General features: G+C 70.2%; 19 protein-coding genes and 1 pseudogene. 10 read left to right on the top strand and 10 right to left on the bottom strand.

Annotated features, from left to right (window positions below; translation table 11 throughout):
- Window positions 1-4 precede the first annotated feature (4 nt).
- Window positions 5-1,117, top strand: a complete 1,113-nt coding sequence (locus KUF83_RS07490) for a right-handed parallel beta-helix repeat-containing protein (RefSeq protein ID WP_217453785.1) — start codon at window positions 5-7, stop codon at window positions 1,115-1,117.
- A 7-nt stretch (window positions 1,118-1,124) separates the two neighbouring features.
- Here KUF83_RS07490 and KUF83_RS07485 read toward each other — a convergent pair whose 3' ends face one another.
- The gene (locus tag KUF83_RS07485; RefSeq protein WP_217453784.1) at window positions 1,125-3,347 is read right to left on the bottom strand and encodes a family 43 glycosylhydrolase; all 2,223 of its coding nucleotides are present in this window, start codon (window positions 3,345-3,347) and stop codon (window positions 1,125-1,127) included.
- A 244-nt stretch (window positions 3,348-3,591) separates the two neighbouring features.
- On the opposite strand from KUF83_RS07485, the pseudogene KUF83_RS07480 reads away from it, so the two are divergent.
- A pseudogene (locus tag KUF83_RS07480) lies at window positions 3,592-4,485 on the top strand (right-handed parallel beta-helix repeat-containing protein); the annotation flags it as partial.
- Window positions 4,486-4,564: 79 nt separating this feature from the next.
- On the opposite strand, the gene KUF83_RS07475 reads toward KUF83_RS07480, so the two are convergent.
- From KUF83_RS07475 to KUF83_RS07465, 3 genes are all read right to left on the bottom strand, one after another.
- Window positions 4,565-6,238 carry a rhamnogalacturonan lyase B N-terminal domain-containing protein gene (locus KUF83_RS07475; RefSeq protein WP_217453782.1) on the bottom strand — a complete coding sequence of 558 codons (1,674 nt, stop codon included), beginning with the start codon at window positions 6,236-6,238 and terminating at the stop codon, window positions 4,565-4,567.
- Window positions 6,239-6,373: 135 nt separating this feature from the next.
- Complete coding sequence (locus KUF83_RS07470; protein WP_217453781.1) at window positions 6,374-7,216, bottom strand: hypothetical protein; 843 nt, start codon at window positions 7,214-7,216, stop codon at window positions 6,374-6,376.
- The gene (locus KUF83_RS07465) at window positions 7,213-7,779 is read right to left on the bottom strand and encodes a SigE family RNA polymerase sigma factor (RefSeq protein WP_217453780.1); all 567 of its coding nucleotides are present in this window, start codon (window positions 7,777-7,779) and stop codon (window positions 7,213-7,215) included. The genes KUF83_RS07470 and KUF83_RS07465 overlap by 4 nt, the downstream gene beginning before the upstream one ends.
- Before the next feature lie 289 nt (window positions 7,780-8,068).
- Between KUF83_RS07465 and KUF83_RS07460 the strand changes: the two genes are divergently transcribed.
- Window positions 8,069-9,520 (top strand): NCS2 family permease, encoded by a 1,452-nt coding sequence (locus tag KUF83_RS07460; protein WP_217453779.1) that lies wholly within the window; start codon window positions 8,069-8,071, stop codon window positions 9,518-9,520.
- Window positions 9,521-9,608: 88 nt separating this feature from the next.
- Here the strand turns inward: KUF83_RS07460 and KUF83_RS07455 are convergent, their stop codons facing one another.
- The 5 genes from KUF83_RS07455 to KUF83_RS07435 form a co-directional block, all read right to left on the bottom strand.
- Window positions 9,609-11,060: a penicillin-binding protein 2 gene (locus tag KUF83_RS07455; RefSeq protein ID WP_217453778.1), complete on the bottom strand. Its 1,452-nt coding sequence runs from the start codon at window positions 11,058-11,060 to the stop codon at window positions 9,609-9,611.
- Between the two features lie 55 nt (window positions 11,061-11,115).
- Complete coding sequence (locus tag KUF83_RS07450) at window positions 11,116-11,766, bottom strand: response regulator transcription factor (RefSeq protein ID WP_217453777.1); 651 nt, start codon at window positions 11,764-11,766, stop codon at window positions 11,116-11,118.
- On the bottom strand, window positions 11,763-13,034 hold the full coding sequence (locus tag KUF83_RS07445) for a sensor histidine kinase (RefSeq protein ID WP_217453776.1): 1,272 nt from the start codon (window positions 13,032-13,034) through the stop codon (window positions 11,763-11,765). The genes KUF83_RS07450 and KUF83_RS07445 overlap by 4 nt, the downstream gene beginning before the upstream one ends.
- 322 nt (window positions 13,035-13,356) lie before the next feature.
- Window positions 13,357-13,827: a GNAT family N-acetyltransferase gene (locus KUF83_RS07440; RefSeq protein ID WP_217453775.1), complete on the bottom strand. Its 471-nt coding sequence runs from the start codon at window positions 13,825-13,827 to the stop codon at window positions 13,357-13,359.
- Between the two features lies 1 nt (window position 13,828).
- Window positions 13,829-14,602, bottom strand: a complete 774-nt coding sequence (locus tag KUF83_RS07435) for an IclR family transcriptional regulator (RefSeq protein ID WP_217453774.1) — start codon at window positions 14,600-14,602, stop codon at window positions 13,829-13,831.
- Between the two features lie 130 nt (window positions 14,603-14,732).
- On the opposite strand from KUF83_RS07435, the gene KUF83_RS07430 reads away from it, so the two are divergent.
- The 7 genes from KUF83_RS07430 to KUF83_RS07400 all read left to right on the top strand — a co-directional run bounded on the left by KUF83_RS07430 (window position 14,733) and on the right by KUF83_RS07400 (window position 21,394).
- On the top strand, window positions 14,733-16,262 hold the full coding sequence (locus tag KUF83_RS07430) for an aldehyde dehydrogenase (NADP(+)) (RefSeq protein WP_217453773.1): 1,530 nt from the start codon (window positions 14,733-14,735) through the stop codon (window positions 16,260-16,262).
- A 193-nt stretch (window positions 16,263-16,455) separates the two neighbouring features.
- The gene (locus KUF83_RS07425; protein ID WP_217453772.1) at window positions 16,456-17,064 is read left to right on the top strand and encodes a DUF1349 domain-containing protein; all 609 of its coding nucleotides are present in this window, start codon (window positions 16,456-16,458) and stop codon (window positions 17,062-17,064) included.
- 437 nt (window positions 17,065-17,501) lie between these two features.
- Window positions 17,502-18,041 (top strand): diaminobutyrate acetyltransferase, encoded by a 540-nt coding sequence (ectA, locus tag KUF83_RS07420; protein WP_217453771.1) that lies wholly within the window; start codon window positions 17,502-17,504, stop codon window positions 18,039-18,041.
- Between the two features lie 26 nt (window positions 18,042-18,067).
- Window positions 18,068-19,339: a diaminobutyrate--2-oxoglutarate transaminase gene (gene ectB, locus KUF83_RS07415; RefSeq protein WP_217453770.1), complete on the top strand. Its 1,272-nt coding sequence runs from the start codon at window positions 18,068-18,070 to the stop codon at window positions 19,337-19,339.
- Window positions 19,340-19,410: 71 nt separating this feature from the next.
- The gene (locus KUF83_RS07410; protein WP_217453769.1) at window positions 19,411-19,815 is read left to right on the top strand and encodes an ectoine synthase; all 405 of its coding nucleotides are present in this window, start codon (window positions 19,411-19,413) and stop codon (window positions 19,813-19,815) included.
- Between the two features lie 5 nt (window positions 19,816-19,820).
- Window positions 19,821-20,708, top strand: a complete 888-nt coding sequence (gene thpD, locus KUF83_RS07405) for an ectoine hydroxylase (protein ID WP_217453768.1) — start codon at window positions 19,821-19,823, stop codon at window positions 20,706-20,708.
- 164 nt (window positions 20,709-20,872) lie between these two features.
- Complete coding sequence (locus tag KUF83_RS07400; RefSeq protein WP_217453767.1) at window positions 20,873-21,394, top strand: MarR family winged helix-turn-helix transcriptional regulator; 522 nt, start codon at window positions 20,873-20,875, stop codon at window positions 21,392-21,394.
- Window positions 21,395-21,423: 29 nt separating this feature from the next.
- Here KUF83_RS07400 and KUF83_RS07395 read toward each other — a convergent pair.
- A partial coding sequence (locus KUF83_RS07395) for a maleylpyruvate isomerase family mycothiol-dependent enzyme (RefSeq protein ID WP_217453766.1) occupies window positions 21,424-22,272 on the bottom strand: 849 nt, incomplete at its 5' end.

Raw genomic sequence — 22,272 nt, 5'->3', positions numbered from 1 at the left:
ACCCATGTCCCGTCGTACCGCTCTGTCCGCAGTCGCGGCCCTCGCCCTCGGCGCCGGCCTCGCCGTGATCCCCACCCAGGCCCAGGCCGCCACGGTGGTCGTCAGCAACTCCACCGACCTGTCCAACGCCATCAAGAACGCCACCGCCGGCACCACCATCCAGGTGCGCGCCGGCACCTACTACCCGACGGCCACCCTCCAGTCGACGGCCAACGGCACGTCGTCCAGCCGCATCCACCTGCAGCCCTACGGCTCCGAGACCGTGAAGATCGACGGCTCGAACCTTCCCGCCGGAGGCTGGATCTTCAAGCTCACCGCCGACTACTGGACGGTCTCCGGCATCACCTTCCAGAACGCGCCGGACAGCGCGGTCGTCTGCCAGTCCTGTGCCTCGACGGTCTGGGACAACATCAAGACGATCAACGGGGGTGACTCCGGATTCACGCTCACCGGGGACAGCACCACCAACAACACCGTCCGGAACATCGACAGTTACGGCCACTACGACGCGGCCAACCACGGCGAGAACGCGGACGGCATCGCCATCAAGTTCGGCTCCGGCAGCGGCAACCTGGTCACCGGAGCGCGTCTCTACAACAACTCCGACGACGGCCTGGACTTCTGGTCCTTCTCGTCCCCGGTCACCGTCGAGCACACCTGGGCCATGGGCAACGGCAAGAACCGCTGGTCGGACTCCGCCTTCGCGGGCGACGGCAACGGCTACAAGCTGGGTGGCGACGGCGAGGTCGTGGCGCATGTCGTCAACAACTCGGCGGCCTGGGACAACGCCGGCAACGGCTTCACCGAGAACAGCAACAAGGGTGCCATCGTCATCAACCGCACCACCGCCTACGCCAACGCCAAGTGGGGCTACTACTTCGCTACGGGTGCGGCCAGGCTGGGCAGGAACCTGGCGGTGAGCAACAGCGGCGGCTCGGTGAACAAGGGCTCGTCGGTCGTTACGTCCGGCAACAACTGGGACTCGGGCATCTCGACGCCCGCCTTCCGGTCCACCAGCGCGTCGACCACGTACAACGCCCGCCAGTCGAACGGCGCGCTGCCCGTGACCACGTTCCTGACCACGGGCAGCACGACCATCGGCGCGACGATGGACTGAGCCGGGGCTACCGCTTCACGGGCCTGACCGACTCCAGGGTCGGCACCACCGGCTTGATCGAGCCGTCGGCCGCGAACTTCATGCGGTCGACGGTCGTCTCCCGGTGCGTGCCGTCGCCGCCCGCACGGCCGGGCCCGTTCAGTCCGAACCGGTGGTAGACCATGTACCAGTCGTCCGTGCCCGGGGTGTTGACCACCGAGTGGTGGCCCGTGCCGAGGATGCCGTACTCCGGGCGCTTGGACAGGATCGTGCCCTTCTTGGTCCACGGGCCGAGCGGGGAGGGACCCGTCGCGTAGGCGACGTGGTAGTTCTCGCTGCGGGTGTCGTCCTCGGACCACATGAAGTAGTACGTGCCCTTGCGCTTGACCACGAAGGAGCCCTCCCGGAAGTTGTCCGGGGTGATGTCCTCGACCTTCGACGCGTCGAACGACACCATGTCGTCGTTGAGCGGGACGACATAGCCGTGGCCGTTGCCCCAGTACAGGTACGACGTGCCGTCGTCGTCCGTGAAGACCGCCGGGTCGATCATCTGGCCCTTGAGCGAACCGCCCTTCGCCACCAGGGGTTTGCCGAGGGCGTCCTTGAAGGGACCCGCGGGGGAGTCGGCCACCGCCACACCGATCTGCTGCTCGGCGCAGAAGTAGAAGTAGTACTTGCCGTCGCGCTCGGCGATCGCCGGGGCCCACGCGTTCTTGTCCGCCCAGGACACGTCGGGTCCCAGGTCGAGGATCTCCCCGTGGTCCTTCCAGTGGACCAGGTCCTTCGACGAGAAGGCCTTGAACTTCGTGCCGCTCCAGCCCGGGAAGCCGTCCGTCGTCGGGTAGATCCAGTAACGGCCGTCCAGGTACTGCACGTCGGGGTCGGCGTACAGCCCCGGCAGGACCGGACTGCGGGCGGGCACGGCCTCCACCGTCCAGGTGCGGGTCGTGCCGTCGGCCGCCGTCACCGTGTACTTCTGCGGCTTGCGGAAGTCACGGCGGGTACCGGACGCCGGGCTCACCCGGGCGCCCTCACCGAGCCACAGCTTCGGCGCGAGCCGCGCCAGGTTCTCTCCCGGCTTCATCGGCAGCACGACCTTCGACGCCGCCTCGGTGACGACCGCGTACCCCTTCTGGTCCTTCACCGTCGCGTCCACGACCGAGGTGCCGGTCGCCGGGTACGCGGCGAGCAGCCGGTCGTACTCGGCCTGCGTCACGGGCATGACCGTGCCGTGCCGCGGACTCGCGGGCAGCTGGTAGTCCTTCGACATCGTCCACTTGCCCGAGTCGAGATCGGTCGTCTCGAAGGGCACGTAGCCGCGGCCGCCGTACTCGTCGATGAACAGGTACCACTTCTTCTCGGTGTTGGACCTGAAGACCGTCGGGCCCTCGCCCCGGTCGATCGACCCGCTGCCGATGCAGTCCGACACGAAGTCGTACGAGGTGTCCGTGAGGGACGTCGACTTCTCCGCGGTGACGAACTTCGAGCAGGGGCTGGAGGAGGTGGGGTCCCGCTCGTCCTTCGTGTAGCGGTAGTACGTGCCCTTGTGCTGCACGACCGTCGAGTCGATCACCGAGTAGCCGGGGTCGTCCCAGATCTTCGGCTCGCTGAAGGTACGGAAGTCCTTCGTCGTCGCGAACATCATCCTGTTGTACGTCGAGCCGGTGTGGTCCGGGTCGTCGTCGGCGTACAGCTTGGACGCCCAGAAGACGACGAACTCGCCGAGCTTGTCGTCCCAGTAGGCCTCGGGCGCCCAGGTGTTGCCCGCGCTGTCCGGGGAGACCTTCACCAGGCGCTGGTCGGTCCAGTGGACCAGGTCGGTGGACTCCCAGACCATGATCGACTTGCTGCCGTGGCGCTGGACGTCGTCCCAACTGCCGCTGGAGTTCCGGTACATGCGCAGGTCGGTCGCGATCATGTAGAACTTGTCGCCCTCGGGGGAGCGGATCACGAACGGGTCGCGCAGACCCTTCTCGCCGGTCGTCGAGGTGAGGACGGGCTTGCCGGCGTTCAACTCCCGCCAGTGCAGGGCGTCGTTGCCGCGGCTGAGGGCGTAGCGGATCTGTTCGCCGTCCGCCGTGCCCTCACCGGTGAAGTAGGCGAAGAGGTAGCCGGCGTACTTCTGTTTGCTCACGTGTGGTGCTCCGGGTGGGGCTTCGGGCTGGGCCGCGGGGCTCGGTGGGGCGGCGAGCAGGCTCAGAAGGAGGGCGAACAGCGGGATCAGGAGCGCTCTGACGGTGCGGGGGCGCATGACACATCCTGTGGGGGTCTGGTGGATTCTGTTGGGATGGACTGCCCTCGGAGTGTCACCAGTGGCGGACGGGGGCGTCAATCGGTGGAAGCGCGGTCCGGGCGAGCGAAAGTTTCGATTCGTTTCGTGCGGCCCGGCAACCTTCCGCCGCCGGGCGGCGACCAGGGAGCAGAGGCGGGGCCGGGTGAAGGAAGCGGCCCCGGCCCCGCCTCTCGTCCCCGTCCTCCAGGAAAGGAACGACCCCGTGCGTCTCAGCACCGGACGCCACCGCGGAACCCGCACCTTCTCCGTCGCCGCGGCGGTGGCCGTCGCCTCCGGGGCGGGCGGTGTCTTCCTCGGCCTCGCGCCCGACGGAGCCGGCGCCGCCACCTCGGCGGTCACCGTCTCCACCACGGCGCAACTGGAGTCCGCGGTCAGGGACGCGGCGGCCGGCACCCTCATCGAGGTGCGGGGCGGCACGTACCACCCGACGCGGACCCTCAGGTCGGCGGCGAACGGCACCGGTTCGGCGCGGATCACGCTCCGGGCGCACGACGGCGAGAAGGTGCGGATCGACGGCTCGAAGCTCGCCCCCGGCTCGTCGCTGGCCGCGATCGACGGCGACCACTGGACCGTCCAAAACATCACTTGGCAGAACTCCCCGGCCCAGGGCTTCGTCGCCACCTCGTCCGTCGGCGGTGTCTTCGAGAACCTCGTCACCGCCGGCAACGGCGACTCCGGCTTCACCCTGCGCGGTGACGGCACCACGGACAACCTCGTGCGGAACGTGGACAGTCACGGCAACTACGACGCCGCGGGCCACGGCCGCAACGCCGACGGCATCGCCGTGAAGTTCGGCTCGGGCACCGGCAACCGGATCACCGGAGCCCGCCTGTTCGACAACTCCGACGACGGCCTCGACCTGTGGCAGTTCTCCAGCCCGGTCACCGTCGAGCACTCGTCGGCGTACGGGAACGGGAGGAACCGCTGGAAGGACAGCGCCTTCGAGGGCGAGGGCAACGGGTTCGAACTCGGCGGCGGGGGCGCCTCGGCGGCCCATGTGGTCCGCGACAACGTGGCGCGGGACAACGCCTCCGCGGGCTTCGACCCGGTGAACGGCGCGGCCCGGCTCTCCCGGAACCGCTCCGAGGGGAACGGGGCCGACTGAGCCGGCTTTGTGGGGCGCGCCCCCGCCGGTCGTCACCGGCGGGGGCGCTCTCTGTCCGGCCGAGGGGGGCTCAGGCCAGCAGATCCATGCAGTCGAACGACGTCCCCGCGCTGAGGTAGGCGGTCCCCGTGGAGCCGCTGACGATGTTCAGCTTGAGCACGTTGTACTGACTGGTGTCCGTCTTCCAGGCACTCGCCGGGACGTTGTACGTGAACGTGTGGTTGTTGCCCCGGTACGAACCCGTGGTGAGGGACCGTGTCGAGGGCTGCGACGGCGGCGACGGGATCGCCGACACCCAGTCGTTGACCGTCACCCGCGGGCGTCCGTTGATGTAGGCGTTCGTGACCCCGATGCGCAGGGTGTGCGCCGCGGCGGCCTGTGCCGCGGTCAGCCTGAAGTACACGAGGACGCCGTCGTTGATCCCCGACCAGATGTAGCAGGGGAAGGACGCCGCCTCGCCGCCGCCGCCCATGACGACGTTGCCGGTCCACTTCGCCGCGCGGCTGTCGGACGGATGCGCGTACGTCATCAGGTCCGCGTTCTTGAACTCGCCGGGCGTGCCGTCCCAGTCCCCGAGCCGCCAGATCGTGTTCGCGGTGCTCGGGTCGTTGCCGACGGTGATGCTGTTCAGGGTCGTGGTGCCGCCCGCGCTCACGGTCACCGACGCCGTGTGGACGGCGAGTTCGCCCTTGTGGACGGTCAGCGTGTACGTCCCCGGCAGCATCCCGGGACACGAGAAGGCACCCGTGCCGGAGGCGGCCCTCGCCCAGTACTGCGCGGCGGAGTTGGCGAATCCGACGGTGTACGCGTGGCCGGCGTCCATGCCCTTGAGGCCGACACCCGCGACCCGGCCGCGCCCCGACCTGCCGACCCATCCGGTGATCCCCAGACCGTCCACCCAGGACGTGTCGAGGTTCGCGTGGAACAGCGACGAGGAGGGTGCCCCGCCGTCGGTGAAACTCAGCACGTACGGGCCCTGCAGCCCGTACCGCTCGGGCTCGGTCTGCGACTGGTTGTAGTGCAGGATCTCGTAGAGCGCGGCGCTGGTGGAGTTGGTGTGCCGCAGCAGGGAGCGGTAGAAGGGCCCGCCGGAGGCCTTCTCGTGGTTGGAGCGCACGAGCCACAGCGCGGCCGAGCCGTTCGTGTAGCCGATGTGGTCGTAGTCGATGACGCGCTTGCCCGAGTAGTGCTTGGAGCGCGTGGTGCCGTCCGGGCGGGAGAAGACGTCCGAGGCCTCGATGACGGTGTCGGACGAGGTCCAGGCGTCGGGGTCCGAGGTGGGGAAGATCCCGGGCCGCAGGCGGACGATGAACCGGGTCGCCGTGAACGACGAGTCGGCCTTGTCCGTCCACAGGTACACGTTGTTCTGGCCGCTGCGGGCCGCGATCCACTGCGTGATCGCCCCGTGCGCGACCTTCACCAGGATCGTCGACTCGGACTGCTTGATGGTGACGGTGGACGCGCCGAGCCCGGTCTCGACGTGCGAGTGCTTGCCCTCGAAGCCCTCGTACTCCTTGCCCTTGTAGACCAGCGAGCTGATGTCGCCGTTCGACTTGGAGACCTTGAGGACCAGCGAGGCGCCGGTGTCGATCACGTAGTGGGAGCCGTCGTCCGAGTAGCCGAACGTCGCGGCCGACGCCGGGGAGAGCATTCCGGTGCCGACCGCCGCGGCGGTGCCGGCGACGCCCAGGGAGGACGCGGCCAGCAGTCGGCGACGGGTGAGGTGCTTGCGGTGCGCGCTCAAGTGCGGTGCTCCTGATGCCGGGTCACGTCACTGGTACGTGATGTTCAGGTGGGGGGAGAGACCTTGCGTCTCCTGGTCGCCACCCGCGAGCCCCGGGTTGCCGCGCGGCCGAAGTTTTTTTCGGACCTTCCCGTCCTACGAGTCGCCGTCGTCGGAGTCGGTGCGTGCGAAGTCGCCCGCCACGTCCAGTTCCTCGCCCCCGGCGCGGGCGGTGGCCGTGTACGTGTCGTCGCCTGCGTCCCGGCCGCCGCGGTCGTGGTCGTACTGGCCCGCGAACACCCACTCGCCCGGCCACACCGTGCGGCCCGGCTTGAGCACCCACGTGTGGACGAGGAAGCCGTCCTTCTCGCCGACGGTCACCGTGAAGTCTTCCTCGGGCGCGGAACGCCAGGCACCCGCCGAGGTGATCCCACCGGTCTGCTTGACCTTCAGCACGACGGTCAGCGCGGTGAGTTTCTCCTTCGTCTTCAGGGTGACGTTGCTCTGCGCCCAGAACTCGTTGCTGTGCGGGTCGACCGAGCCGTCCGACCACAGCGGGCCGTCCTCCGCCCCGGCGTTCACGGGCGGCTTCGCCGGCGCCGAGTCCTCGGGCCGCGCGGTGGGAGAGGCCGGGGTGCCGCTCGGACGGTCCGGCGGGCGGGACGACCTGGCCGGGTCCGGCGGCACCGGGGCGCGGCTCGTCGCCTCCGGCGAGGGCTCAGGGGTGGGCGTCACCGCGACGGTCTGATCGGCGGTCTCCCCGTCCTTCACCGCCGACGCGACCGCGTACCCGCCCACCGCGAGCACACCGGCGACCGCGGCCGTGGCGCCGACGACACGGAACCAGCCGAGCGCGGACGGACGCGGAGAGGGACGCCTCGCGCTGTCCGCGCCGGCCATGCCGCGTTCGACGCGGGCCAGGATGCGCGCGCGATCGGGCTCGTACGCCTCGGCCGAGTCCCGCAGCCGGGCGCGCAGTTCCTCGTGCACGTCCTTCATCGTCCCCTCCCCTCGGTTCCACCGGCACGCAGCGCCGCCGCGTGCATCCGCCGCGGAGCCTCCTGCGAACCCAGCAGCCGCTGCAGCTCCGCCATTCCCTTCGACGTCTGGCTCTTCACCGTACCCACCGAGACACCGAGGGCGAGCGCGGTGTCCTTCTCCGAGAGGTCGAAGGCGTGGCGCAGGACGACGCACGCCCGCTTGCGGAACGGCAGTCCGCGCAGAGCCTCCTGCACATCCACCACGCCGGGTATGTCGGGATTCTCGGTCCTGTCCTCGCGCTGCGACCAGAACAGCGTGACGCGCCTGCGTTCGCGCACCGCGCTGCGGATCCGGCTGCGCGCCATGTTGGCGACCACACCTCGCGCGTACGCCACCGGATGGTCCGCCGCGCGCACCCGGTCCCAGCGGTGCCACAGCGCGAGCAGCGCGTCCGCCGCCAGGTCGTCGGCCGCGTCCGGCTCACCCGTCAGCAGATGAGCCAGGCGGGCCAGTTCGGCGTAGTGCCGCTCGAAGAAATCGTGGAACTCCACGGAGGCGGCGTCGTCGACGACAGTGCCCACGGGCGGACCTCTCCCTGTCGATTCCTGCGCGGTACGCCTGACGGCCCTCACGAGTACGTACGTATACGGCCCCTGTGGCGGGTGTGAAGGAACGGTGTCCCTGTGGGGCGAGATCCGAGAGAGTATCAGGCGCTCGTACAGCACTTCGAACGCTGTATGGCACTTCGAACGTCATCTGGCAGGCCGAACTCGATTCCGTAACACGATGAAAACCTGAGGACGGTTCAACGCGGGAACAATCCAGCCAGCATCCGCACACCGATCACGCAGGTAACGAGGAGCATCAGTCATGTCCGAAACACAGAAGGTGGAAGACCGGCCCGGCGCCGGACCACCCCCGGCGAACAGCGTCGACCGGTTCTTCAAGATCTCCGCCAGGGGTTCCACCTTCGGCCGGGAAGTACGCGGTGGCTTCGCCACGTTCTTCACGATGGCGTACATCCTTGTCCTGAATCCCATCATTCTGGGCAGCGCCGAGGACAAGTTCGGCCGTCAGCTCGACAGCGTCCAACTGGTCACCGCCACCGCACTGGTGGCCGCGGTCATGACGATCATCATGGGGGTCGGCGGCAACCTGCCGCTCGCGCTCGCCGCCGGACTCGGCCTCAACGCCGTCGTCGCCTTCCAGATCGCCCCGCTGATGAGCTGGGACGACGCGATGGGCCTCATCGTCCTCGAAGGCCTGCTGATCTGCGTCCTGGTGGTGACGGGACTGCGCGAGGCCGTCATGCACGCCATCCCGCAGCCGCTCAAGCAGGCGATCAGCGTCGGCATCGGCCTGTTCATCGCCTTCATCGGCTTCGTCGACGCCGGTTTCGTCACCCGTATACCGGACGTCGCGGGCACCACCGTCCCGGTGCAGCTGGGCGCTGCCGGCGCGCTCGTCGGCTGGCCGATCCTGGTCTTCTGCCTCGGTGTGCTGCTGACGGTCGCGCTGCTCGCCCGCAAGGTCAGGGGCGCGATCCTGATCAGCATCGTGACCATGACGGTCGTCGCGATCGTCATCAACGAGATCGCCGACATCAAGAGCTGGGGCCTGACCACGCCGAGCGTGCCCGACGACGTCGTGGCCTCGCCCGACTTCGGACTGCTCGGCGACTTCAGCCTGTTCGGTGCCTTCGGCCAGGTCAGCGTGATCACCGTCGTACTGCTGGTCTTCACGCTGATCCTGTCGGACTTCTTCGACACCATGGGCACCGTCGTCGGCATCAGCGCCGAGGCCGGACTGCTGGACGAGGAGGGCAAGGTGCCGGGCCTCGGCCGTGTCCTGCTCATCGACGGCGCCGCGGCCGTCGCGGGCGGAGCTTCGTCCGCCTCCTCGGCCACCTCGTACATCGAGTCGGCGGCGGGTGTCGGCGAAGGCGCCCGCACGGGCTTCGCGAACCTGGTCACGGGCGGGCTGTTCGCCTTCGCGCTCTTCCTGACCCCGCTGCTGACCATCGTCCCGATGCAGGCGGCCGCCCCGGCCCTCGTCGCGGTCGGCTTCCTGATGATGACCCAGGTCAAGCACATCGACTGGGACAGGTACGAGATCGCCATCCCCGCGTTCCTGACGATCGCCGTGATGCCGTTCACCTACTCGATCACCAACGGTATCGGGGCGGGCTTCGTGGCCTACGTCCTGATCAAGACGGTGCTCGGCCGGGCGAAGGAGGTCCACTGGCTCCTGTGGGGAGCGGCGGCGCTGTTCCTGGTGTACTTCGCCATCGACCCGATCGAGCAGATCCTGGACGTGAAGTAGCCGACGCGGCAGCTCGCGCTGTGCCCCGCGCCCCGGAAGGGACGCGGGGCACACTGCGCTCTTCGGGGGCGCGGCCCGGCCACAACCGTCAGTTCTTCAGCGCGGCCTGCATCATCGCCTTCGCGACCGGCGCCGCCAGCCCGTTCCCGCTCACCTCGGACCGCGCCGCGTTCGACTGCTCGACCAGTACGGCCACAGCCACTTCCTTGCCGCTGGAGTCGTCCTTCGCGTACGACGTGAACCAGGCGTACGGCGTCTTGCTGTTGTTCTCGCCGTGCTGGGCCGTACCGGTCTTGCCTCCCACGGTCGCGCCGGAGATCTGCGCGTTCGTCCCCGTGCCCTCGTCGACGACCGTCTGCATCGCCGACCGGAGCTGCTCGGCCGTGGACGAACTGACGATCTCCTTGCTCTCCGTCCCGTCGTCGTAGTTCTCCAGGACGTCGCCGTCGGCGTTGCTGATCTGCGACACCATGTGGGGCGAGACGAGCTTCCCGCCGTTGGCGATGGCGGCCGACACCATGGCCATCTGCAACGGCGTCGCGGTCACGTCGAACTGCCCGATACCCGTCAGGGCCGTGGACGACTTGTCCATGTCCGAGGGGTACACGCTCGTGTACGCCCGCACGGGAACGTCCTGCGCCTCGTCGTTGAAGCCGAACTTCTCGGCCATCGCCTTCAGCTTGTCCTGGCCGAGGTCGACGGCCATCTTCGCGAAGACGTTGTTGCAGGAGTACTGGAGCGCGACACGGATCGACGCGTCCTCGCAGGGCGCCGACGTGTTCTCGTTCTCCAGGACCCGGGTCGTGCCCGGCAGCGTGTACGGGTTCTCGCTCTTCGTCCGCTCGTCCACCGAGGAGTACAGGCCGTCCTCCAGCGCGGCGGCCGCCACGACCAGCTTGAACGTCGAGCCCGGCGGCAGGGGCTGGCGCAGCGCCCGGTTCGTCATGGGCTTGTCGGGGTTCTTGGTCAGCTTCTCCCAGGCGTCGGAGTCGCCCGTGCTGAGCACCGAGGGGTCGTACGAGGGGGTGGACACGACGCCGAGGATCCTGCCGGTCTTCGGGTCGATCGCCACGGCCGCGCCCTTCTTGTCGCCGAGCGCCTCGTAGGCCGCCTTCTGCACGTCCGGGTCGATCGTCGTGACCACGTCGCCCGGGTCGGAGCGCTTGCCGGTGACCGTGTCGAGAGGGTTCTTCAGCCGGTTGTCCGTGCCGTCGAGCAGCTCCTGGTAGATGCCCTCCAGCTGCGTGGCCCCGTACACCTGTGAACTGAATCCGGTGACGGACGCGTACAGACTGCCGTCGGTGTACGTGCGCTTGTACTCGAGGTCGCTGCCCTTCGTCCGCGCGGAACCGGTGACCGCGTCACCGCCCACGATGATGTTCCCGAGGGGGTACGCGTACTGTTCGATCGCGTTCCGTCGGTTGTCCTTGTCCTCTGCGAGCGCCCGGCCCTCGTAGAACTGCACCCATGTCGCCCTGACCAGCAGGGCGAGCACGAGCAGCAGCGTGAAGACGGAGGCGCGCCTGATCGTTTTGTTCATCCCGCTCTGAAGGACGAGCGGGGAACGGCGGATCGTTCCCTCCTGTCCCGATTTCTCATCCGCCGTTCATGAAGCCCGCCTCGTACGCCGCGATGACCGCCTGGGTACGGTCCCGGGTCCCCGTCTTCGCGAGGACGGCCGCCACATGGGTCTTCACCGTGGCGGCCCCGACGCCCATGCGGTCCGCGATCTCCGCGTTGGTGAGCCCGGCCGCCACCAGCCGCAGGACCTCGCTCTCGCGTCCCGTGAGCCGCGCCACCCAGGCCGGCGGCGCGGTCCTCGACCGCCCGTACTCGGTGGCCAGCGCCCGCACCGCCGCCGGGAACAGGAGGGTGTCGCTGTGCGCCACGAGCCGTACGGCCTGGACCAGGGAGTCGGCCTCCGCACGCTTGAGCAGGAACCCGGCCGCTCCGGCGCGCAGTGCCTCGTACACGTAGGCGTCGTTCTCGAAGGTCGTCACCACGACGACGCGGGGCGGCTCCGCCAGGGTCGCCAGGATCTGCTCGGTGGCGCGGATGCCGTCGACCCCGGGCATCCGCACGTCCATGAGGACGACGTCCGGCCCGAGGTCCCGGACGACGGACACGGCCTCGGCGCCCGTGGCCGCCTCACCGACGACCTCCAGGTCGGGTTCGGCGGACAGGATCGCGCGCAGGGCGGTGCGCACCATGCGTTCGTCGTCGGCGAGGACGATCCGGATGGTCATACGGGTCCTTCCAGGGGGAGTCGTACGTGCAGCTGCCACACCCCGTCCACCGGGCCCGCCCGGCTGGTGCCGCCCAGGAGCCGGGCCCGGTCGGCGATGCCGCGCAGCCCGTGCCCGCCCCCGGGGCGCGGGACGCAGGTCCCCGGCGCCGGATTCTCCGCGGTGATGTCCAGCTCGCCGCCGGTGAGGGCGATGCGCAGGGTCAACGGTGTCTCGGGGCCCGCGTGCCTGAGCGCGTTGCTGAGCGCCTCCTGCACGATGCGGTACGCCTCGCGGGAGACGAGCGGAGGCAGCGCCCCGGGGTCCGCCTCCACGGTGGCGGTCACCGGAAGCCCGCCCGCGCGGGTGCGCCGGAGGAGGCCGTCGAGGTCGGCGGCGAGGGTGGGCGCGGGCGAAGGGGCGGTACCGGGGGAGTCGGCGTCCCGCAGCACGCCCAGCACCGCGTCGAGTTCGCCCACCGTGCGCCGCGTGGTGTCCTCGATCGCGGCCAGCGCCTCGCGTACGAACTCCGGGTCGCTGTCCAGCACCCGGCGGGCCGCGGCCGCCTGGAGCGTGACGGCGCTCAGCGCGTGGCCGACGGAGTCGTGGAGCTCACGGGCGAGCCGGTTGCGCACGGCGAGGTCGGCGGCCCGCGACTCGGCGACGGCGAGCCGGTCCTCGGGCGTGGGCCCGAGCAGTGCGGGCGCCCAGTGCGCCAGCAGCGCACCCGCGCCCGCCGCGCACCCGGCGAGGGCCAGCAGCATCGCCACACCGGCGACCGGGGAGAGGGCCAACGCCCAGGTGTGGTCGAAGAGTTCGGGCAGGTCGAGCTGTGAGCCGCGCAGACCCGCGTAGAGCGGCAGCACGATCAGCACCACCGCGAAGGGCGGCGTCGCGAGGGACATCCCCGCGATCACCGCGCCGAGGCCCAGATGCAGCGTGAACCATGCGGCCGTGCGCCCCTTGGCCTGCCGGGTCCGCGCCGGCCCGTCGGCGAGGCGGTCGCCGTCGACCCCGCACAGGGACCGTACGACGGCCACCGACATCGGCCGGGTCAGCGGGAACACCCCGGTGACCGCGGCGAGGGGCAGCCCGGCGCCGAAGGCTACGAGCTGGTGGGACAGCGAACTGAACAGGTGCGCGGACGTGGTGAACGGCCCGACGAGCAGTTCGCCGACGAAGACGTACGGCATGGCGAGCGCGCCGCCGAGGACCAGATGGATCCACCGTCGGCGCGCCCATTTCCCGAACAGGGCCCGGGCGAGAACGGAGGGGAGCCTCTGCGTCATGCCCACCAGGCTCCCGCACCTCCCGGCAGAACACGTCCTGCCAGACGATGATCCACCTCCACCACAAGGGGGAGGCCTCGGCACCACAACAGCCCACCCGTGCCCTTGACCGGCAACGGGGACCGGCGCGGTCATCCAGGGCGAGGGGACCGGCGCAGCCTCTTGAGGGCCGCGGGGAACGGCCGGTCTTTCAGGGGCGCGGGGCACGGCGCAGTCTTTTAGGGGCGCGGGGAACTGCGCGACCAGCCACGGGAGACCCGCACCGGACAGCCGACCGCAGCCCCGCCGACACACAGGGCGCACCCGGCGCCCACCCCACCGCTCACCCCCGCAGCGTCAGAACGACCTCGTCGATCTCCTCGCCGCGCGCGTTCGCGAACCCCCGGTCCCGCCCGGTCACGACGAACCCGCATTTCTCCAGCACCCGCACCGACCCCGCGTTGTCCGCCGCCGCCCGCGCGTACAGCGGCCGCTCGGGCACGGCGGCGAGCAGCGCCCGCAACGCGGCGGTGGCGATCCCCCGCCCCCAGTAGGCGCGGTCGATCCAGTACGTCACCTCGCGCTCGTCCGGCGGGCCGTACACCGACGCGCTGCCGACGACGTCACCGTCGACAAGGACCGTGCGGATCACGGCGGACGAGGCGCGGTTCCGCTTCCAGTGGGCGTCGAAGGCGTCCCGGTCGGTCGGCTCCTTGGCCGTGAAGGCGGCCATGGACAGGGACTCGGGATCGTTCGTCTGCCGGAAGAACACCGGCAGGTCGCTGTCGTGGACCGCTCGGAGCGCGATCTCCATGTCAGAGCCTCCTGGTGGCGAGCGTCAGCCGGTCCCGCGCGTCGAACAGCGCGTCCTTCACCATCTGCTCGTGCGCCGGCGTCAGCCGCGCCACCGGCACCGAGCAGCTGATCGCGTCCCGCGCGGGCGTCCGGTAGGGGATCGCCACGCCGAAGCAGCGCAGCCCCAGGGTGTTCTCCTCGCGGTCCACCGCGAACCCCTGCTCCCGCACGAGGTTCAGCTCCTCGATGAGCTTCTCCCGGTCGGTGATCGTGTGCTCGGTCAGCGCGGGGAGCGTCTCCGGCAGCAGCTTGCGGACCTGCTCGTCCGTGTGCGTGGCCAGCAGCGCCTTGCCGAGTGACGTCGAGTGCGCGGGCAGCCGGCGCCCCACGCGCGTGAAGGGACGCAGGTAGTGCTGGGACTGGCGGGTGGCGAGGTAGACGACGTTCGTGCCGTCGAGGCGCGCCAGGTGGATGGTCTCCGTCGTGTCGTCGGAGAGCCGGTCCAGCGTCGGCCGGGCCGAGGCGACGACCTCGTCACCGTCGATGTACGACGTGCCGACGAGCAGCGCCCGCACGCCGATGCCGTACCGCGTGCCCGTCGCGTCGGTCTCGACCCAGCCGAGCTCGACAAGAGTGCGCAGCAACATGTAGAGACTGGACTTGGGGTACCCGACGGCCTCCTGCACGGCGGCCAGGGAGTGCATGCCGGGGCGTCCGGCGAAGTACTCGAGCAATTCAACGGTCCGCACCGCGGACTTGACCTGTGCTCCGCCGCCCGTCTCGACTGCCGACATCGCCTTGACCCCCTAGTTGGCCGGGAAATAGTCTCCACAGCATATTCACCACCAGAGACAGCGTTCAGCATATCGAACGCCCCTGGTGAGTGGCACATGTACTGCGGCATTACATCTGGAGGGACCCGCGGTGGCAGCAGCACCAGTCTGGAGTGTCGACCCCCGAACCGGGAAGCAGCGCGAGCAGGTTGCGGTGGAAGCCACAGCCCAGGAGGTGGACGAGGCCGTCCGCGCCGCGCACGCCGCCCGGGGGGCACTCGCCGACCGCACGGTCCGCGCGGCCTTCCTGCGTTCCGCGGCCGACGAGCTCGAAGGCGCCAAGGACCATCTCGTCGAGGCCGGCGACGCGGAGACCGCGCTCGGCCCGGTCCGGCTCACCGGCGAACTCGCCCGCACCTGCTTCCAGCTGCGGGCCTTCGCGGACATCGTCGACGAGGGCGAGTTCCTCGGGGTCGTGATCAACCACCCCGACGACACGGCCACCCCGCCGATCCCGGACCTGCGCCGCTACAAGGTGCCGCTGGGCGTCGTCGCGGTCTACTCGGCCTCGAACTTCCCCTTCGCCTTCTCCGTGGCCGGCGGTGACACCGCGAGCGCGCTCGCGGCGGGCTGCCCGGTCGTCGTCAAGGCGCACCCCGACCACCCGGGCCTGTCCGAGCTGGTCGCCTCCGTGGTGCGCCGGGCCGCCGCCCTGCACGGCATCCCCGACGGCGTCCTCGGCCTGGTCCACGGCTTCGAGGCGGGCGTCGAGCTGGTCAAGCACCCGCTGGTCACGGCCGCCGGCTTCACCGGTTCGGTACGCGGCGGACGGGCCCTCTTCGACGCGGCGGCCGCCCGGCCCGTGCCGATCCCGTTCCACGGTGAGCTGGGGTCGCTGAACCCGGTCGTCATCACCGAGGCCGCGGCCGCCGAGCGCGCCGAGGCGATCGGTACGGGGCTCGCGGGCTCCATGACGCTGGGTGTCGGCCAGTTCTGCGTGAAGCCCGGTCTGGTGCTGGCGCCGGCCGGCGCGGCGGGCGACCGCCTGCTGAAGTCCCTGACGGACGCGGTGAGCGACACCGAGTCGGGTGTCCTCCTCGACCACCGCATGCGCGACAACTTCGTCGCGGGTGTCGCCGAGCGCGCCGGGCTCCCCGGCGTGGAGGCCCCGGTGACGCCGGGTGCGGGCGGTGAGCACACCGTGAGCCCCGGCTTCCTGACGGTTCCCGCGCAGAAGCTGGCCGCCGAGGGCGAGTACGACCTGCTGCTGGAGGAGTGCTTCGGCCCGGTCACCGTGGTCGCGCGCTACGAGGACGAGACCGAGGCGAACGCGGTGCTCGCCCGGCTCCCCGGCAACCTCACCGCGACGGTCCACCTCTCCACGGAGGAGGCCGCGGGCGAGGGGCGTGGCGCGGAGATCCTCGCCGAGCTCACGCCGCTCGCGGGGCGGGTGCTCGTGAACGGCTGGCCGACGGGTGTCGCCGTGGCCGCGGCCCAGCACCACGGCGGGCCGTACCCGGCGACCACGTCCACGTCGACGAGTGTCGGCGGGACCGCCATCGAGCGGTGGCTGCGGCCGGTCGCGTACCAGAACGCCCCCGAGGCGCTGCTGCCGCCGGAGCTGCGGGACGACAACCCGCTGGGGCTGCCGCGGCGTTACGACGGCCGCCTGGAGCGGTAGCGCTCCGCTTTTTACGCTTGGGCCCCGGGCCCGCGGTCGCTTGTGCGGCCGCGGGCCCGTCGTGGCTGGTCGCGCAGTTCCCCGCGCCTCTGAGGGGGCGCCCACCGGCCCCGGGCTCCTGACGGGGCGCCCACCGGCCCCGCGTCCCCTGAAAGGTGCGGGGGTGCGAGGGCGCACCTGACAGACTCGGGCGATGGACGTAAAGATTCCCGAACTTCCCTTCCCCCTCCGCACTTACGGGCCCGACGGACACTGGTCCCACGAGGACGGGGTGCTCAGCGGATGGGCGGGTGCGCGGCAGGACCGGTTCGTGCCGCCCACCGACGAAGGACTGGACCCCGCCTCCGACGCGCCCCGGCTGCTCGGGGCGCCCGAGGGTGACTTCCAGCTCATCGCCCGCGTCACGGTCGGTTTCCGCGGGGCCTTCGACGCGGGCGTGCTGTACGCGCACGTGGGCGAGCGGGCCTGGGCCAAGCTCTGCCTGGAGTACTCCCCGGACGTGCCCACCGTCTGCACGGTCGTCACCCGGGGCCACTCCGACGACGCCAACTCCTTCGCCGTCGAAGGCAGCTCGGTCTGGCTGCGGATGAGCCGCACCGGCCGCGCCTTCGCCTTCCACGCCTCCAGGGACGGCGAGCGCTGGACCTTCGTCCGCCTCTTCACCCTGGGCGACCAGGAGAGCACCGGTGCCGCCCTGGTCGGCTTCATGGCCCAGTCCCCGATGGGCGAGGGCTGCGTGGTCACGTACGACCACATCGAGTTCCGCCCGGACTGGCCGGCGGACCTGCGGGACGGCAGCTGAGCCCCGCTGAGCCCGCGCACGGCGGCGCTCCCTCGGGAGCGCCGCTTCCCCGTGTCTCGGCCGCCCTCGCGGTGCGCCGCGTCCGAGAGGGCGACAGTGCGTCAGCGTCTCATTACCGAATTCTGATCTGCTTTAATCTGAGGGTCTAATTCTGCGCCTATTTGGCGCGGCTTCCCGTATTCTCCTGCCCGCTTTTCGAGACCTTAAACGCCAAGATTTTGCGAACATCGATCCCACAATTCGGGCAGGTCTCGTGGCGATTACACGGCTGTGACGCAATACACAGGGAGTCCGTTTCGTCCGGTATTTTCTGGACAAAGTGGCGGTTTCAACTAGGTCCACGCGCGGCCCGCGCCCGCGTGATAACACATGAACCCCATTCCCGTAACCCCGTTCGGCGATGCAATTTCGACTTTCGCTGGGTAAATTCAATCGACATGACCGCCGCACAAGCTGACCTGCAAGCGGAATTCCTGGAAATGCCAGAAGGGCTGCGGATCGACCGTCCGCACGTGGCGGACGGAGCCGCACTCTGGCGCATAGCCAAGGACTCCGGAACCCTCGACCTGAACTCCTCGTACAGCTACCTCCTGTGGTGCCGTGACTTCGCCGGCACCTCGGCGGTGGCGCGTACGGCCGACGGCGAGCCGGTCGCCTTCGTCACCGGCTACATCCGGCCCGACCGCCCGGGGACCCTCCTCGTCTGGCAGGTGGCCGTCGACGCGGCACAGCGTGGACGCGGTCTCGCCGCGGCACTCCTCGACGGGCTGACCCTCCGGATCGGCCGCGAGCAGGAGCTGACCGGTCTGGAGACCACGATCAGCCCCGGCAACACCGCGTCCGAGCGGCTGTTCACTTCGTACGCGGCGCGCCACGGCGCGACCGTCGAGCGTGAGGTCCTGTTCGACACGGGGCAGTTCCCCGACGGACCGCACGACCCCGAAGTGCTGTACCGCATCGGTCCCCTGTCGATCTGAACCCCCCACGCCTGAGGAGCAACGCCGTGACCATCACCCAGCCCGACCTGAGCGTCTTCGAGACCCTGGAGTCGGAGGTGCGCAGCTACTGCCGCAGCTGGCCCACCGTCTTCGACCGCGCGCAGGGCAGCCGCATGTTCGACGAGGACGGCCACGAGTACCTCGACTTCTTCGCCGGCGCCGGATCACTCAACTACGGGCACAACAACCCCGTACTGAAACGCGCCCTGATCGACTACCTGGAACGCGACGGCGTCACGCACGGTCTCGACATGTCGACGACCGCGAAGCGCAGCTTCCTGGAGTCGTTCCAGAACCTGGTCCTGCGGCCCCGCGACCTGCCCTACAAGGTCATGTTCCCCGGCCCGACCGGCACCAACGCCGTCGAGTCCGCGCTGAAACTGGCCCGGAAGGTCAAGGGCCGCGAGTCCATCGTCTCCTTCACCAACGCCTTCCACGGCATGTCGCTCGGCTCGCTCGCCGTCACCGGCAACGCCTTCAAGCGCGCCGGCGCCGGCATCCCGCTCGTGCACGGCACGCCGATGCCCTTCGACAACTACTTCGAGGGGCAGGTCCCGGACTTCCTCTGGTTCGAGCGGCTCCTGGAGGACCAGGGCTCCGGCCTCAACAAGCCCGCCGCCGTGATCGTCGAGACGGTCCAGGGCGAGGGCGGCATCAACGCCGCCCGTCCCGAGTGGCTGCGTGCCCTCGCCGAGCTGTGCGAGCGCCAGGACATGCTGCTGATCGTCGACGACATCCAGATGGGCTGCGGCCGCACGGGCGCCTTCTTCTCCTTCGAGGAGGCGGGGATCGTGCCCGACATCGTGACCGTCTCCAAGTCCATCAGCGGCTACGGACTGCCCATGTCCCTGTGCCTGTTCAAGCCCGAGCTGGACATCTGGGAGCCGGGCGAGCACAACGGCACGTTCCGCGGCAACAACCCCGCCTTCGTGACGGCCGCCGCAGCCCTGGAGACGTACTGGTCCGACGGGCCCGCCATGGAGAAGCAGACGCGCACCCGTGGCGAGCAGGTCGAGCAGGCGATGATCTCCATCACCGAGGAGAACCTCGCCGACGTCAAGGAGTACCGCGGCCGCGGCCTCGTCTGGGGCCTGGAGTTCCACGACAAGGAGCGCGCGGGCCGGGTGGCCCACCGCGCCTTCGAACTCGGCCTGCTGATCGAGACGTCGGGCCCGGAGAGCGAGGTCGTCAAACTCCTCCCCGCGCTCACCATCACGCCCGACGAACTGGACGAGGGACTGCGCACCCTCGCCCGCGCCGTACGAGAGACGGCCTGAACCAACAGAACCACCAGAACCACCTGAAGCGCCCCAACCGCAGAACAGCCTGAAGGAGGCTTCGCAGCACCGTGATAGTCCGTTCGTTCAAGGAGATCGAAGGCACTGACCGACACGTGAAATCCGCGTCGGGCACCTGGGAGAGCAAGCGCATCGTCCTCGCCAAGGAGAGGGTCGGCTTCTCCGTGCACGAGACGACCCTGTACGCGGGTACGGAGACGTCGATGTGGTACGCGAACCACATCGAGGCCGTCGTCTGTGTGGAGGGCGAAGCCGAACTCACCGACGACGAGACCGGCGAGAAGTACACGATCACGCCGGGAACCATGTACCTCCTCGACGGACACGAGAGGCACACGATGCGGATCAAGGAGGACTTCCGCTGCATCTGTGTCTTCAATCCGCCGGTGACCGGACGGGAGGACCACGACGAGAACGGCGTCTACCCCCTGCTCACCGAACCCGAGGAGGTCTGAACCCGATGACGACGATCACCGACCTGTATCCGAGTCGCGGCGCCAGCGAGGTGTCCGTACCCCGGCAGGACCCCGTGGTGTGGAGCGAGCCCGGCACGCCCGGGCCCATCGCGGGCGCCGATCTGCAGTCGTACGAGCGTGACGGTTTCCTCGCCGTCGAGCAGCTCATCGACGACGACGAGGTCGCGCTCTACCGGGCCGAGCTGGAGCGCATGATCGCCGATCCGGCGGTCCGTGCCGACGAGCGCTCGATCATCGAGCCGCAGTCGCAGGAGATCCGCTCGGTCTTCGAGGTCCACAGGACCAGCGAGATCTTCGCCCAGCTGGTGCGCGACGAGCGTGTGGTGGGCCGCGCCCGGCAGATCCTCGGCTCCGACGTGTACGTGCACCAGTCGCGGATCAACGTCAAGCCCGGCTTCGGCGCGAGCGGCTTCTACTGGCACTCGGACTTCGAGACCTGGCACGCCGAGGACGGCCTGCCGAACATGCGGACGGTGTCCGTGTCGATCGCGCTGACCGAGAACCACGACACCAACGGCGGCCTCATGATCATGCCGGGGTCGCACCACACGTTCCTCGGCTGTTCCGGGGAGACGCCGAAGGACAACTACAAGAAGTCGCTGCAGATGCAGGACGCGGGCACGCCCTCCGACGAGGCGCTCACCAAGTACGCCTCCCAGCACGGCATCAAGCTCTTCACGGGCCGGGCCGGCTCGGCGACCTGGTTCGACTGCAACTGCATGCACGGTTCGGGCGACAACATCACGCCGTTCCCGCGCTCGAACGTCTTCATCGTGTTCAACAGCGTGGAGAACACGGCGGTGGAGCCGTTCGCGGCGCCGGTGCGCCGGCCCGAGTTCATCGGAGCGAGGGACTTCACACCGGTGAAGTGACCGTCGCCCGAGGGCGACCGGCCCGGTGCCCGACTCGCACGAGTCGGACACCGGGCCGGTCGCCTTGCGGCGCGGGGTCTGTCCGGCCCGCCCGTGGGCGGCCGGACATCGCTCGGTCCGAGGCCGGGTGGAAAGGATGCGTACGTGGGAACCGGGAGCCGAAGATGAGTGCCCTCCAGGAGGTCGCGGCCACGCAGGCCCGGCCTGCCGGTACCGACGACCTGCCGTCCGCCGCGCGCGGCGGCCCGGTCGGTCACGCCCTCGCCAGGGTGGCCAGGCTGCACCGCGTCGCGGCGGGCAGGCTGCTGCGCGGGGCCGGGCTCCACCCCGGCCAGGAGTCCGTGATGATGCACCTGTGGGACGTGGGCGCCGTACGCCAGGCGGAGCTGATCAAGGCCGTGGACCTCGACCCGTCGACGGTCACGAAGATGCTCCAGCGTCTGGAGCAGGCCGGACACGTCCGCCGCCGACCCGATCCCAGGGACGGCCGTGCGGTCCTCGTCGAGGCGACGGAGCAGAGCTGCGGGCTGCACGACGAGGTCGCGGGCGCCTGGGCCGGACTGGAGGAGCACACCCTCGCCGGGCTGAACCCCGCCGAGCGCGCACAGCTCGCCCACCTCCTCTCCCGCGTCGAGGCGAACCTGTTTGCGGAGACGGCCGGCTGCCGGGCCCCCGCCGAGGACTGACCGCCGGACCGGTGCCAGGGGAGTGGCGCCTACAGCCAGGCCAGTGACGCCGCCCGCTCCAGGACGTTCCGTACGGCGCTCTCGTCGCCCGCCGCACCCCTGGGCACCCCGGCGGGCGTGTGCCGTCCTCCCACCAGCAGACAGAAGTCCACGACGTCCAGGGTGAGTTCACCCCGGACCGGCTCGTCCTCGGAGCCCAGCACCCGAGGGTCGCCGGCCTCGCCGCCCGTCACCGTGAGCAGCACCGGTGCCGCCGTGGGCCCCAGCGCCAGACCGAGCATGCGCACGGCCAGGCGCACCAGGTGCCCCAGACGGTCCCCGGGCAGCGGCGGCACGGCGATCCCGAGCGCGCGGCCGATGTCGTGCGTGTGGATCCACGTCTCGAAGGCGCGCCCGAGGAAATGGTCGGCCACGGGCAGCCGCACGCCCGTCAACGTCGTGGCGAGCGCGGCCCGTTCGGGATCCCGGGCCTCGGGTGTGGCCAGCAGCGCGGCGGCCCTGGCGGACCACGCAGCCACCGTCTCCCCGGGTGCCCGCGACCGTTCGTACGCGATCACTTCGGTGGTCCGTGTCCGCCAGGCCTCCTCCCACGCCATGTCCCGCGTGACCCGGGAGGCCGGCGTGTGCGTCCGCACACCGAGGAAGCGGGCCAACTGCTCGTCGGCGGCGATGAGATGGCCGACGGTGTCCCGGACGTCCCAGTCGTGCACCACGGGCGTGCCCCATGCTCCCGATGCCTCCACCTCCCGCAGCAGCGCCGCGAGGCCGCCGACCGCGGCCGCGTACGGGGCCGCGTGTGCGGCGACGGGCGGCACGGCGGGCCGGGCCCGCAGAGCGACGGCGAGCACCCCGTCCGGTCCGGCCGGACCGTCCTGTGC

Origin of the sequence: Streptomyces sp. BV286, assembly GCF_019090165.1 — a bacterium.
In the GTDB taxonomy this organism is placed as follows: domain Bacteria; phylum Actinomycetota; class Actinomycetes; order Streptomycetales; family Streptomycetaceae; genus Streptomyces.
This window is presented reverse-complemented; position numbering and strand designations above follow the sequence as displayed.